The organism is Sphaerotilus sp. FB-3 (genome assembly GCF_023706025.1).
GTDB lineage: Bacteria > Pseudomonadota > Gammaproteobacteria > Burkholderiales > Burkholderiaceae_C > Sphaerotilus > Sphaerotilus sulfidivorans.
This window is the reverse complement of sequence record NZ_BQWE01000016.1, coordinates 98,554-111,764: the sequence shown is the minus strand read 5'-3', so window position 1 is coordinate 111,764 and position 13,211 is coordinate 98,554. Positions and strand designations below refer to the sequence as shown.

General features: G+C 66.1%; 10 protein-coding genes. 4 read left to right on the top strand and 6 right to left on the bottom strand.

All coding sequences use genetic code 11. The annotated features are described in order from the left end of the window. Positions 1–32: 32 nt before the first annotated feature. The 3 genes from NFT33_RS08750 to NFT33_RS08740 all read right to left on the bottom strand — a co-directional run bounded on the left by NFT33_RS08750 (position 33) and on the right by NFT33_RS08740 (position 6,660). Positions 33–3,863, bottom strand: a complete 3,831-nt coding sequence (locus NFT33_RS08750; protein ID WP_251674661.1) for an N-6 DNA methylase — start codon at positions 3,861–3,863, stop codon at positions 33–35. 82 nt (positions 3,864–3,945) lie between these two features. Further along, a complete protein-coding gene (locus NFT33_RS08745) occupies positions 3,946–4,194 on the bottom strand; it encodes a DUF2442 domain-containing protein (protein WP_251674659.1) in 249 nt (82 codons plus the stop codon). A 114-nt stretch (positions 4,195–4,308) separates the two neighbouring features. Continuing rightward, entirely contained in the window at positions 4,309–6,660 is a 2,352-nt protein-coding gene (locus NFT33_RS08740; protein ID WP_251674658.1) for an esterase-like activity of phytase family protein, read from the bottom strand. 154 nt (positions 6,661–6,814) lie between these two features. On the opposite strand from NFT33_RS08740, the gene NFT33_RS08735 reads away from it, so the two are divergent. The 3 genes from NFT33_RS08735 (at position 6,815) to NFT33_RS08725 (ending at position 8,879) form a co-directional block, all read left to right on the top strand. After that, on the top strand, positions 6,815–7,360 hold the full coding sequence (locus NFT33_RS08735) for a hypothetical protein (RefSeq protein WP_251674656.1): 546 nt from the start codon (positions 6,815–6,817) through the stop codon (positions 7,358–7,360). A gap of 80 nt (positions 7,361–7,440) precedes the next feature. Then, positions 7,441–8,244: a histidine kinase gene (locus NFT33_RS08730; protein WP_251674654.1), complete on the top strand. Its 804-nt coding sequence runs from the start codon at positions 7,441–7,443 to the stop codon at positions 8,242–8,244. Then, complete coding sequence (locus NFT33_RS08725) at positions 8,241–8,879, top strand: response regulator transcription factor (protein WP_251674652.1); 639 nt, start codon at positions 8,241–8,243, stop codon at positions 8,877–8,879. Before NFT33_RS08730 ends, NFT33_RS08725 begins: the two co-directional genes overlap by 4 nt. Here NFT33_RS08725 and NFT33_RS08720 read toward each other — a convergent pair. Beyond that, a complete protein-coding gene (locus tag NFT33_RS08720) occupies positions 8,861–10,327 on the bottom strand; it encodes an NYN domain-containing protein (protein WP_251674650.1) in 1,467 nt (488 codons plus the stop codon). The genes NFT33_RS08725 and NFT33_RS08720 overlap by 19 nt on opposite strands. A gap of 103 nt (positions 10,328–10,430) precedes the next feature. Beyond that, positions 10,431–11,462: an endonuclease/exonuclease/phosphatase family protein gene (locus NFT33_RS08715; protein WP_251674648.1), complete on the bottom strand. Its 1,032-nt coding sequence runs from the start codon at positions 11,460–11,462 to the stop codon at positions 10,431–10,433. A 97-nt stretch (positions 11,463–11,559) separates the two neighbouring features. Here NFT33_RS08715 and NFT33_RS08710 point away from each other — a divergent pair, with 97 nt between their 5' ends. Continuing rightward, positions 11,560–12,741: an acetyl-CoA C-acyltransferase family protein gene (locus NFT33_RS08710; RefSeq protein WP_149502375.1), complete on the top strand. Its 1,182-nt coding sequence runs from the start codon at positions 11,560–11,562 to the stop codon at positions 12,739–12,741. Between the two features lie 102 nt (positions 12,742–12,843). On the opposite strand, the gene NFT33_RS08705 is transcribed toward NFT33_RS08710, so the two are convergent. Further along, positions 12,844–13,107 carry a hypothetical protein gene (locus NFT33_RS08705; RefSeq protein ID WP_251674646.1) on the bottom strand — a complete coding sequence of 88 codons (264 nt, stop codon included), beginning with the start codon at positions 13,105–13,107 and terminating at the stop codon, positions 12,844–12,846. Between the last annotated feature and the right edge of the window lie 104 nt (positions 13,108–13,211).

Sequence of the window (13,211 nt, the reverse complement as noted above, 5' to 3'; positions counted from 1 at the left end):
AAGAGAGGCGGGCTTTTCACACATCTGTCAGATCAAAGATACTTCTGCAAAATGGCTTGCTTTCGGGCAGGAGCCGAGGCAATCACCGCCTGAGCCTCGGCGATTTGCTGTTCCAACTTGCGCACTTTGTCCACCAGTCGCTGTTGCTCGGGCAGCGGGGGCACGGGAACAGTTATGTTGCGCATCTTGGTTGCATTGATGTTGATTTGACCGGCAGATTTCACAGCCAAGCCCAGAGCTGTGCGACGGAATATTTCAGAACTCATCATTAGCACCAAGAACTCAGGAATCACCTTGGTTCTGTCAGGTGTCACACGCACCAAGTACGACGCGAAGCAGTAATCTCCGTCCAAGTCAAATAAGCCGACCTTTCCGACATGGTCGGCGCTGCCATTGGTGCGATTAAAGAGAATATCGCCCTTGTTAAGCTTGTACTTGGCAAATTCTTCAGCCGAGATGTCAGCGCACTTCATCTGGCCGCCATCCACCATGCGCCGTTGCGCGATTTCGTTCATCCGGAAGATCTTGTAGCCGAGGCCGGATTCGTTCATGGATTCATTGAGGCCGTACTGGACATCGAGCGCAACCCGTTCAACAGAAAATTTTGAGTGCCCGGCAATCAAGATCTCATTGACCAAGGATTCAATTTCCGATTGGCACTTCGCTGCGATCTGCTTGGCGCTCTCGACGCCCTTATCAACGACAGATATGCTCTGCACAATCTGCTGCTGAACCACCAGCGGCGGAACAGGAATGGCCAAGTCAGCATAGAAGGATTCAGGGACACGCCGATGACCACTGGCACCAGTCATGGCACTTGCAGCAGCTTCACGAATAATAGTTCTATTGAGATATGCAAAGGCAAAATCCGGCAACAATTCGGAAGCACGGGTTCTCACAACATGGAATTCAGAACTGCCAAAACCTATTTGATTGACTAATCCTCGTGCCAAAGCGCACTTGCCATTTTCCATGCAAGGCGTGATTTTAGCCAAAATGATGTCATCTTCCGAGAAGTAGGTATAGCTGCCCTTAATAACACTGGAGATTGGGCGCTCGTCCTGTCGGACGATCTCCCCTTCTTCACTCACAGCAGCCATCTCAATAAAGGATACGATCGTTTCATCACTCATATCCCGAACTTCGCGCTTGGATGGATTTAATATTGCCAAGTCTTTCAGGGGTTTTTTGGGCCACTGACTGGATAGTACCACTGTCTTGGTAGACGATAAATTGATCTGCTTCTCGAAAGTGGCTTTTGAAAAATCGAGCAAATCTATCAATCGACGCTGATTGGCAAATGCCAAAAGATTTGCTTCCGGCGGCCTTCCATCAGCCGAGAAGGCTTGCTCAATCAAAGAATTCAACTTAGCCGGATTGAACCGATCCGCCTCGTCATACAACCGCGTCAAGTGCCGGCCGGCAGCATCCTTCACCAGCCTGATGCCCTCATCCCCTTTGGCGGAACTCCACTCATAGCCCAGAAAAGCCTTCTGCGCCTTGCTGTCCGTCGGCGCCCGAATCACCAAAACCGGATGTTTCTGGTCACGGGCCATCACGAAGTGGTAAATCTTGTCGCGCTCGATACCCTGAACCAAAGCCAGATACCGCTTGTTCAACTCGGCTTCACGAGCAGCCTCGCTCAGTGCCTTGAAAGCCTTTTGCTTCGACAGCTTCTCCACCTCGGTGCTGTCGTTGAACTTCTTCAGATAGACCTCGAAATGGTCATGCTTCGCCCAGGCGCCGCCCGCCACTCCCTGCAGCAGCGTGCGGTAGTCAGCCGCCGGCACACCGATGTGGGCGGCGTAAGCATCGATCAAATGGGCATCAGCATAAACGGGCTGATTCTCATCGGCTACAAACCATTGGTCCACGCGGTCGCGGTAGTGCGCAGCCGTGTCCGGCGCAATGGGCTTGCGACGCAGGAATAGCGTGACTGTGTTGGTGCCGGTCTTGCCAAAGGTGCCACTGCCCAGCTCGGCAATCGCCACGATGTCAAAGTATTGCAGCAGGATTTCTCGCGCCCGCACATACGTGCCATTGGCGTTCGACAGCACCGATGACGGCAGAATAATGCCAGCCACCCCGCCCGGCTTGAGCAATTGCTTGGCCCGCTCCAGAAAGAACGTCTCGATGCTGTTGGCCGTGTCCAGCTTGTCTACCGTGGCGCTCAGCGTGTAACCATCGCGCTCGGCTTCGGGCAGCGTCTCCAGAAAACCCTTTACGCTGAAGGGCGGATTGGCCACCAGCAGATCAAACGTGCCGTCCTCGATTCCGGGATAAGCGGCGTGGTGCTTCACCAGCGCATCGCCATAACAGATATTGATGTCCTGCTGCCCGTACATGAACGCCGACACCTTGGCTACCTTGGAAAGACGATATTCCTTTTCAATACCGTAAATCGCTTGATGATATGGCTTCGGATCAGTCACGCCCTGCCTTGCCAGCAGCGGCTTGAACTGCAAGGCCAGCTCGTTGAGGAAATGTCCTGCCCCGCAGGCATAATCAATCGCCTTCGGAGGCTGACCACCCGGCTTGATCAAACCCTCCAGCGGCAGGCTCATCAAGATGAACCGGCAGATGGGGATCGGCGTGAAATACTGCCCCTCGCTCTGCTTGACGCCTTGATCAAGAAACCCCTCGAACATATCCCCCAGGAACTGGTTGTGACTACCAGGGTTGCTCAAGCGAATGTCTTGCCACATCTGCAGGATACGCAGCAGCACCTCGGCATTCTGATAAAACAACTTCTCGTTGTGAACATCAATGAACGAGAAATCGTTGTTGGTAAAAAACTTCTGCTGCACGAACAGATTCCACACCGCACGCTGGGTCGCATCGGGATTCTGCTTGATGAAGCGCAGCGCGTTATTCACGGCCTCCTGGTTGATGTAGGTGATGCTTTCACCCAAGAAGCGCGCCATGCCCGCTTGGTAAAGCTGCTGCAAACGATCCAGCAGTTCAAAGTGGGTGTCATACGCCACGCCCTTCCAGTAGAACTTCAGATCACCCGCATTCTCGGTCTCATCCACGAGCTTGCACAGGAAAAGATTCACCAGCTTATCAAAAGCATTTTCCCGACCAGAGACATTATGCTGGCGCAGGATGGTCGCAAATTCGTGGTACTTTCCCTTCTGGTCATCCGGGGAGATGGCCTGCAAGTCATTCAATGAATATTTTTCCTTGCCAATATGGTAGGGCTGAATATTGTCCTCGAACAAGCCCTTGGTCGTGTAATCCAGCTTATAGGTATCACGCCAGACAGCAAATCGCTCCCGAACATCAGCAGCATCACGGAAGCTCTTGAACAGTGGATTGTCGGCCAGATATCGCTCATTGTCACGGTGCGCAATGAGATGGCTGGTGTACTGGACTTCACCGCCCGTCAAATCCACCGTATACAGACACAAGAATTGTGTGCCGCTGATTTGCTGGGTGTAGCTGAAAAGCTGATCGCCATCCTGCAAGGTCTTGGTCCACGCACGTTTGAACTCGCTGCCAGCGGTCTTGCATTCGATGATGAGCAGGGGCTTGCCGAAGTTATCCTTGACCAGAATATCAGCACGCCCACCACTGGCACCTCGACCAAGTTGCCACTTGGGTTCTAGCTCGATATGCTGGGGTTGATAGCCTTTCTCCAGCAACCGATGTACGCACTCCAGCACCACGATGTTCTCAGCGGCAGAGAAATTGCAAGTCTGACGTTCGTTGATGACCAATCCCTGCGCCTCAGGGTAAATGATCTGCTGCGTATCCAGCCTCACCTCCAGAGGAACGCCACCGATGACCTTGGTGAAATTCTGGTTCTGTGCGGTGAATCCCAAGGCGGTCAGCAGGGCAGGCAGGTTTTCAAACGTGAGCATGGACGGGCAGGAGGTTGAGTCAGCGACGCATTGTCGCAGCAGCCTTGCCCCGACGCGCCGGCACATGCGGCCGCCAAGAAGCTCACGCCGCCCTCGGATGCTGCCGGGTCATGTCGCCCTGCCCCGCCAGCAAGCCGGCCACCGAGATGTCCTCGTCCAGCGCATCCCAGTGCAGCCCGTAGCGGCTGAGTTCCACCTGCTCACGCTGCTGCGGCGAGGCGCTCAGCAGCCGTGGAAACCACGCCAGCGGCACCGCGATCACCCGGCCATCGGTCAGATCGACCCACAGGCTGTTGTCGTCGAAACGCACCGACCTGGGCGAAGCAGTCATGAGAGGCGGAAGTTGCGATGGCGGAAGACGACCGGCATCGCGCCATCATGGGTCAGAGCCCCGCATCTTCTCGACAGCATGTGAGGCATGGCGGCGGCCCGCCCCCGCCGCCGCTCAGTTCAGGATCTTGCCCAGCCGCACCAGCTGCGTCTCGCCGCTGCTGTCGTTGACGCCATCGTTGTCGGTGACGAACAGCACCTCGCCGCTGGCCAGCACCGCCAGGCCCTCGATCTTCTCCAGCACCGGCCCCCGGGTGGCCCGCAGGTCGGGCATCAGGTCGCGCACCAGGGTCTTGCTCAGCGTGCCGCCATCGGTCGCGCCGGTCAGGTCGATGCGGTAGAGACGCTTGATGCGCGCATCCGGGCCGTTCTGGTTGTCGCGCTCGACCACCAGGAAGCGGTTGTTGCCCAGCGCAGTGATTTCCGACAGTCCCACCCAACCGCCGTTGGGCGAGGTCGCCGTGTCCAGCGGGTAGAAATGGAACTGCCAGGTCTTGGCGGCCAGGTCATACACCGCGATGCGCGGCATCGTCTCGCCCAGCCAGGCGCGCTGGATCGGCACGACCAGCTTGCCGTTCGACTCGGCCACGCCCTCGAAGCCGTAGCGGGCCTGCAGCGCATTGACCGCGTCCGGCAGGGCCACCACCTCCTGGATCACGCCGGCAGCCGACACCCGCAGCAGCAGGTTGGCCGAGGTGATGTTGCGGCCGGTCTCGTAGGCGGTCTTCGAGCCCGCGCCTTCCGAGGCGATCCAGAAACCGCCGGCACTCGCCAGCGAGATGCCCTCCGGATCCAGGTTCACGGTCTTGTCGGCGTTGATCATCGCCGCGACGTCGGTCTGGTCGAAAGCCTGGTTGTCCCGGGCGGCCGGCAGCGTGGCGCCGAAGGTCTTCAGCACATCGCTGGCATCGGTGATGCGCAGTTCGCTGCGGATGACGGCGGGCGTGACGCCGACATCGACCGTGAAGATGCGGTTGGCGCGGAAGAAGCTGTCGTCGACCGCGTACACCGTGCTGCCGCTGGGCGCCGCCACCATGCCGGACAGCGCGGACCACGGAATCGGCTTGCCGTCCGCGCGGTCGGCGGACTGGATCGTCGGATAGGCCGGTGCCGCCTTCTGATAGGCATAGATGTTGAGCGCCGCGCGGGCCGGCAAGCCGCGGTCGTCCACCTCGCTGGCCGACACCATCAGGCCGCGCGACGGGATCGTCACCAGGCCTTCCGGGCTGAGCGCGCCGGGCAGCGCCTGCTTGTAGACCGGCGCGGTCGGCTGGCTCATGTCGTAGACGGCCACCACGCTGGAGCGCTCGGACGCGACGAACAGGTAGTCCGTCGAGCCGAAGCGGCCGAAGGCGACGTTCTCGGGCTCGTTGCCCTTGGCGTCGTTGCGGCGGTCGTTGGTGTGGCCGATGCGGGCGAGGCGGTATTCTAGGTCCATGCCGACATCGAAGGCCACGCTGCCGTCGGTGTTGAACACGGTGAAGCCGCGGCTGCCGCCGTTGAGGTCGCCTTCGTTGGCGGTGGCGAAGCGGGTCTTCGACACCCAGGTCACGCCATCGGGCTCGCGCAGGCGGTCGGACTGGGTCTGGTTGAACTGGACGAGGTTCGGCCGCTCGTCGGTCAGGTCGACATCGGTCAGCGTCACGCTGCCGGCGGAGAAATGCCCGCTGACCTTGCCGGTGGCCAGATCGACCAGCGCGAGGTGGTTGTTCTCCTGCAGCGTGACGACCGCGATGTTGTCCTCGTTGATCGAGACGTACTCGGGTTCCGGGTCGGTGCCGTACAGCGCGGCCAGGCCGGTCAGCGCCACATCGCGCCGGGTCCAGGCCGCCGGGGCGCCGACCAGGTCGATGATGGCCAGTCGGCCGGCCGGCAGCTGCGGGATCGCGCCGCCGTTGACGCTCTCGTCGCGCTCGTTCTCGATCGCGATCGCGGCGTAGCGGCCATCCTTGCTGACCGCCACCGAATCCGGCTGGCCGCCCAGGTCCAGCTCGGCCACCGGGGTGCGGGTGGCGATGTGCACCACCACCAGCTTGCCGGTCGGTGCGGTGAACGACGCCGAGGTGTTCACCGCCACCAGCGCATGCGCGCCGACCACCGCCACCGAGGTCGGCTCGCCATCGAGCGTCAGCGCGCCCAGCCCGACCGGCGCCGCCGGGTCGGTGATGTCGACGAAGCCGATCTGCCGGCTCAGGCCGCTGGTGTAGATCAGCGTCATGCCGTCGCTGCTGGCGGCGACGATCTCGGCGTTGACGGGGGTCGCCGACTCGCAGGACGCGCCGACCTGCGCGCAGACCGCGAAGGTGGCGACCCGATTGAAGTGCATGCTCGCGTCCGGCACCGAGGCCGCGACGACGGGCGCCGTCGGCGCCGGATCGTCACTGCCGCCGCCACAGGCACTCAGTCCGACCATCATCATCGACGCGGCCAGGGCGATCGCCGTCTGGCGCAGGCGGGGAAAAGACATGTTCAGCTCCTCAGTGAAGCGGCCATGCTGGCGAGAACGGGTGACAGCGCCGTGAATTCCCGGTGACAGCACCGCCCGGGCAACCTGCCCGCCGGCACCGGCGAGCCGCGCGGGCCCGGTCGCCTCGGGCAAGATCGCGAACCTGCCTGCCGCCATGCCAGAGAACGCCGCTCCCTCCCCCGCGATCGCGCCCGACGCGCTGCAACCCGCGCTCGACCTGCAGCGCACGCTGCTGCGCCGCGGCGCGCTGCTGGTGGCGCTGCTGCTGCTCGGGCTGGGGCTGTGGTCGGGGCAGGCGCTGGGCCGGGCCGAGCGCGCGGCGCTGCCGGCCACCGCGCGGCTGGTCGCGCAGCTGCTGCATCAGGATCTGGCCCGGCAGCTCAGCGCCTTCGAGCGCGATCTGGAGCAGGTGCCGGTGCGGCTGGAAGTGCTGGCCGACCTGGAGCGGCGGCTGCCGCTGTGCGTGCGGCTGCGGGCGATCGACGAGCGGGAGATCGGCGCGCACTGCGGGCCGGACACGCCGGTCGCGGCCCCGGCGCGCTGGCTGGGGCGGCAGCTGGCGGCGCTGGAGAGCGCCGATCGGCCGGACCGGGTGCGGCTGCCGCTGCTGCTGCCGGCAGGCATCAAGGCCGGCACCATCGAGGTCGGCGTGCACTGGGATCAGGTCGGTCTGGCCTGGGCGCGGCCGGACTGGCGCTGAGCTGGCCGGTCGGCCGGGCGCTGCGGCCGACACGGCAGATCCTGGCCGCGCTGGCGCGGCTGGAGGCCGGCGAGCGCGAGGTGCGCCTGCCGGTGCCGCCGCTGCGCGAGCTGACACTGTGCTTCAACCGGCTGGCGCAGCGCTGGACCGAGCTGCTGGCGCGCCAGCAGCAGCTCGCCGGCCGGCTGCTGCACACCCGCGAGGAGGAGCGCCGCCACCTCGCCCGCGAGCTGCATGACGAGATGGCGCAAAGCCTGAGCGCGCTGCGCGCCGAGACCGCGGTGATCGGCGCGCTGGCCGCGCGCACCGGCACCCCGGCGCTGCAGCAGGCCGCCGGCCGCATCGCCACGCTGTGCGCGCAGCTGCAGGAGGCGCTGCAGGGCGTGCTGCAGGCGCTGCGTCCGACGATGCTCGACCGCTTCGGCCTCGGGGCGGCGCTGGAGGCGCTGGTCGCGCAGCCGCGCCGCCGCGAGGTCGACGGCGCCCTGCCCGCCTGCACGCTGCATCTGCCCGCCCGGGGGCTGGAGGCGCTGCCGGCCGACATGGCCGTCCATGTCTACCGCATCGTCCAGGAGGGACTGACCAACGCGGTGCGCCACGGCGAGGCCCGCACGGTTCAGGTGGAGATGCAGGTGGAGATGCAGGCGCAGATGCAGCTGGACAGGACCATCGACCCGCAGGCCGCGCTGGTGATCGACATCGCCGACGACGGCCGCGGCCCCGGCCCCAACGGGCCGGTGCCGGGCCACGGCCTGCTCGGTCTGCATGAGCGGGTGCAGGCGCTCGGCGGCACGCTGGCGCTGGATCGGCCCGAAGCCGGGGGCCTGCGGCTGCGCGTGCGGCTGCCGATCCGCCCCCCGGTTGCCACGGAGGACAGGACATGACGATCGAGGTGATGCTGGTCGACGACCATGCGGTGGTGCGCGAGGGCTACCGGCGGCTGCTGGAGCTGCACGAGGACCTGCAGGTGGTCGCCGAGGCGGCCGACGCCGAGAGCGCGCTGCAGCGGTGGCGCACGATGCAGCCACGCCCGGCGGTGCTGGTGATCGACCTGGCGCTGCCGGGCATGGGCGGGCTGGAGCTGATCGGCCGGCTGCGCCAGCGCGACCCCGAGGTGCGCTGCCTGGCCTTCAGCATGTACCGCGATGCGGTCTGGGTCACGCAGGCGCTGCGGGCCGGCGCCCTCGGCTATGTCACCAAGAGCAGCGATCCGGAGCAGCTGGTCCATGCGGTGCGCGAGGTGCACGCCGGGCGCCGGGTGCTCGGCAGCGACATCGCCGGCGAGGTCGCGCGCCACCTGATCGAGCATCCCGGCGCCACGCCGCATGGCCTGACCCCGCGCGAGTTCGAGGTGCTGCGCCTGCTGCTGGCCGGCTGCAGCCCGCGCCAGATCGCCGAGACGCTGTGCATGAGCGTCAAGACGGTCCACAACATTCACTACCAGATCAAGTCCAAGCTCGACACCCCGAGCGACTTCGAGCTGGCGCGGCTGGCCTGGCGTCAGGGCTGGGTGGACTGATCGGTGGCTGCGGCAGGCTCCGGGACGGGCTCCGGGGCGGGTTCGGCCTGGGCGGGCATCGGGACGGCGGCCTGCGGCTCGGCCTCCGGTGCAGGATTCGGGGCGGCATTCGGCACGATCTTGCCGCTGACCCAGCGCTGCAGCAGCGCAGGTGCACCCTCGTCCATCACCAGCTGCTCGCGCCGGCACAGGTTCAGCAGGTTGCCCACCAGCCGGTAGGACAGCGTGGGCAGATCGTCATGGCCCTGGCCGAACTCGTGCCCGCACAGCAGCAGGCCGCGCAGCACCCAGTTGACCGCCTCGCGGCTGACCTCGTGGCCCGCCTCGCGGCAGCGGTCGCGCACCCGCTTGCCGGTCTCGTTGAGCTGGAAGGGCTGGGCCGCGACATCGACCGCGATCATCTCCAGCAGCGCGCGGAAATCGCGCGGCGACAGCAGCGGCATGCCGATGGCGTCGTGCATCTGGCGCGCCAGCGCGAACAGCGACGGATCCGAGCCCCAGGCCGAGGCGGCCGGATGCGGGCGCACCGTCTGCGGCGCCGACAGCGGACGCGGCGGCACATGGCGCGCCGGGTCATAGAGATGGCCGCCCGAGGCGCTCCAGTCCAGGCGCAGCGGCGCCAGCGGCAGCGCCTCCAGGAAGCGCCGGAAGCTGCCCTGGCCGCCCCACTCCGGCGCCAGGCCGGGATGGCCGGCCATCAGCCGCGAGGCCAGCCGGGCGCAGGGCACCGGCTGGTCGGCACGCTCCACCTCGGCGCGCAGCCAGGCGGTCATCTGCTGCAGCGGCAGCTCCGTGGCCAGGTTGGCTGCGGTGGGGCCGGACGGTGCCGGCTCGGCCGCCTCCGGCACGGTGACGGTCGGCGCCGATGCGAGCGTCGATGCGGGCGTCGGTGCAGGCCCCGCAGCCTCGTCGACCTCGGCGCCGAAGCCCAGGCCCTCGCGGATGAAGCGGTCGGGCTCGATCAGCAGATCGGCCGAGGCGCGGTAGGCCGCCGACGGGAAGCCCACCGCCAGCACCGTGGTGCGGCGGTCCCAGCGGCGCAGCTTGCGCAGCACTGGCGTGAAGTCGGCGTCGGCCGAGAAGACGATGAACTCGTCGTAGTGCACCGGATGCTGCAGCAGCTCGACCATGTCGAGCACCATGTGGATGTCGGTGCTGGTCTTGCCCTCGCTGGTCATCGACGGGCAGTCGACGATCTCGAAGCCGGCATGGTTGAAGGACGGGCGGAAGCGCTGGTAGACCTGCGGATTGAGGTAGACGCGCCGCACCAGCAGCCGGCGCCGGGTGCGGGCCTCGGCCGCGTCGAGCCCCTCGGGCAGGCCCAGCCCGTCGGTCAGCCAGCCGATCCATTCCAGCGGATGGCGGCCGAAGCGCTCGGCCACCGCCGGATCCAGCTTGCGCAGGCCCGAATAGACATTGTCGAAATCAACGAAGAGGGCCGACTTCATGGTGTGGGGTCAGGATCGGAGGATCAGGAGCGGGGTCGCGAGGGGCGCAGTGTACGCAGCGCCCGCACTCGCCGGCCGCCCGGCTCCGCAGATCCGGTCAGCATCAGGCGGCGGGCGAGGATTTCAGCCGCAGCAGTGCCCGCACGAAGCCGTGATCGCTGCGCGTGCGATCGCGGCCCTCGTGCAGATGGTCGTTGAAGACCTCGACGCGGCGCACGTCGCCCAGCGCGAAGCGCGAGCTGCCGACCCACTCCTCGCTGACCCAGATCTGGTCGAGCAGCTCGGGCCAGCCCTGGAAGACATGCGAATAGGCCAGATCGCGGCGCAGCGCCGGCTCGGTCTGCACATCGAGCGCATGGAACAGCGCGACGTCGCGGGCCTGGCGGTCGTAGGCCACCGCCTGCGTCGCGGCGATCAGCTGGCTGGTGACCGAATGCGGGCCGTCGTTCATGTCGCCGAGCAGCACCAGCGGATCGCGGGTGCGGTGGATCAGCTCGATGACCCGCGCACGCAGCGCCGCCGACTCCGCCCCGCGCATGATCATCGAGCGCAGCGACGCCCGCGCGGCCACCCGCGGATCGTCGCGATCCTCGAGCGCGCGGCCCTCGGCGTCCTGCAGGAACTTCGGGCGCTTGGACTTCAGGTGCGCCACCAGCACATGCAGGCGCTGGCCGCGCTTCGTGCGCAGCGTGGCATGCAGCACCGGTCGCTCGAAGCGGGCATGCTCGCCGACCTCCGGCACGATGACCGACTCGCCCGGGCCGAATTCGGCCAGGCTGCGCACCGCCTCGACCTTCAGCCGCGTCACCAGACCGACGCGCGGCGTGCCCTGCGCACCGGTCTCGGCGCCCGGGGCCAGCGCCTGCATCGACTGCAGGCCGCTGCGCGCCACCGCCGCCTTCAGCGCCGCCTCGTCCCAGACCTCCTGCACGCCGGCGACATCGGCGTTGAGCCGGCGCAGCATCTGGCCGATCCAGTCGAGCTTGCGCTCGTGCTCGGCCCGGCCGTAGGGCTCCTGGTTCGGATAGAAGGCCCGCCCGGGCAGCGCGAGGTTGAGCAGGTTGCAGCTCGCCACCGTCAGGGGAATCCACTCGACGGGTGCGGCGACAGGCGATGAAGGCTGCGGGGTATCCATGACGCCGCAGTGTGACATTGCGCGGCGTCAGTTCGCTGTAGAGGAGGACAAGTACTGTGGCAACCCCGCACACCGATTTTTCCGGAGGAAGACAGCCATGGCACGTGAAGTCTTTGTCGTCAGCGCCGCGCGCACCGCGATCGGCACGTTCGGAGGCACGCTGAAGGACGTTCCTCTGGCCGATCTGGCCACCACCGCCGTCAAGGCGGCCCTCGCCCGCTCGGGCGCGCCGGCCGACGCCGTCGGTCACCTCGCGATGGGCACGGTCGTCACCACGGAGCCGCGCGACTGCTACCTGAGCCGCGTCGCCGCGGTCAACGCCGGTCTGCCCAAGGAGACCCCGGCCTTCAACGTCAACCGCCTGTGCGGTTCGGGCCTGCAGGCCATCATCTCGGCCTCGCAGGCCATCCTGCTGGGCGACTGCGAAGTGGCGATCGGCGCCGGTGCCGAGAACATGAGCCGCGGCGCCTACCTGATGCCCGGCGCGCGCTGGGGCACCCGCATGGGCGACGCGCAGCTGGTCGACCTGATGGTCGGCGCGCTGCACGATCCCTTCCACAAGATCCACATGGGCATCACCGCCGAGAACGTCGGCGAGCAGTTCGGCATCAGCCGCCAGCAGATGGACGAGGCCGCGGCCGAGAGCCACCGCCGCGCCGCCGCGGCCACCGCCGCAGGCTACTTCACCGAGCAGATCGTTCCGGTGGAGATCGCCAGCCGCAAGGGCACGATCAGCTTCGTGACCGACGAGCACATCAAGGCCGACACCACCGCCGAGAGCCTGGCCAAGATGCGCCCGGCCTTCAAGAAGGACGGCGCGGTCACCGCCGGCAACGCCTCGGGCATCAACGACGCCGCCGCCGCGGTGATGCTGGCCAGCGGCGAGGCGGTCAAGGGCCACGGCCTGCGTCCGCTGGCCCGCCTGGTCTCCTATGCCCACACCGGCGTCGAGCCCACCATCATGGGCATCGGCCCGGTCTCGGCCTCGCGCAAGGCGCTGGAGCGCGCCGGCCTGACGGTCGCCGACATGGACGTGATCGAGGCCAACGAGGCCTTCGCCGCCCAGGCCTGCGCGGTCAACAAGGAACTGGGCCTGGATCCGGCCAAGGTCAACCCGAACGGCTCGGGCATCTCGCTGGGCCACCCGATCGGCGCCACCGGCGCGATCATCACCACCAAGGCGGTCTACGAGCTGCAGCGCACCGGCGGCCGCTACGCGCTGGTGACGATGTGCATCGGCGGCGGCCAGGGCATCGCGGCGATCTTCGAGCGCTGCTGATCCGCCAGCGCCCTCTCTCTTTCATGCGTGCCTCGATTCAGAGGTCGTTCACAGGCCGGTCGGCGACGACCGGCCTTTTTTGCGCCTGCGTTAGCGTCAGCGTCAGATGGAGCGGCTGCCGGTGATCTGCTGGGCGCGCACCGCGGCGGCACGCAGGTCGGCGGCATACGAAGGCTGGGTGGCCTCGTAGCGGCCGGCCCACTCGATCAGCTCTTCGGCAGTGCGCGGCTCGCGCGGCTGCAGGCTGCTCTGGGCGGCCTTCATCGCGGCCTGCCACTGATCGACCAGCCAGCCGACCAGACGGACCAGCGGTGCCTGGGCGGCAGCAAAAGCCTGCGACTGAACGGGAACAAGGATCTGGGCCATCACGAACTCCTTAGGGAAAACCCTTGGTTGATGGCTGGAGTTTAGGGTAAACCCCAGGATCCTGATCAAGAGGAGCCGCAAAAGACCATCCTGTTGACTTGGTC

Coding starts and splice junctions, on each gene's coding strand:
- NFT33_RS08715 (WP_251674648.1), bottom strand. CDS start 11,462: ATGGATACCCCGCAGCCTTCATCGCCTGTCGCCGCACCCGTCGAGTGG.
- NFT33_RS08745 (WP_251674659.1), bottom strand. CDS start 4,194: ATGACTGCTTCGCCCAGGTCGGTGCGTTTCGACGACAACAGCCTGTGG.
- NFT33_RS08710 (WP_149502375.1), top strand. CDS start 11,560: ATGGCACGTGAAGTCTTTGTCGTCAGCGCCGCGCGCACCGCGATCGGC.
- NFT33_RS08750 (WP_251674661.1), bottom strand. CDS start 3,863: ATGCTCACGTTTGAAAACCTGCCTGCCCTGCTGACCGCCTTGGGATTC.
- NFT33_RS08725 (WP_251674652.1), top strand. CDS start 8,241: ATGACGATCGAGGTGATGCTGGTCGACGACCATGCGGTGGTGCGCGAG.
- NFT33_RS08720 (WP_251674650.1), bottom strand. CDS start 10,327: ATGAAGTCGGCCCTCTTCGTTGATTTCGACAATGTCTATTCGGGCCTG.
- NFT33_RS08740 (WP_251674658.1), bottom strand. CDS start 6,660: ATGTCTTTTCCCCGCCTGCGCCAGACGGCGATCGCCCTGGCCGCGTCG.
- NFT33_RS08705 (WP_251674646.1), bottom strand. CDS start 13,107: ATGGCCCAGATCCTTGTTCCCGTTCAGTCGCAGGCTTTTGCTGCCGCC.
- NFT33_RS08735 (WP_251674656.1), top strand. CDS start 6,815: ATGCCAGAGAACGCCGCTCCCTCCCCCGCGATCGCGCCCGACGCGCTG.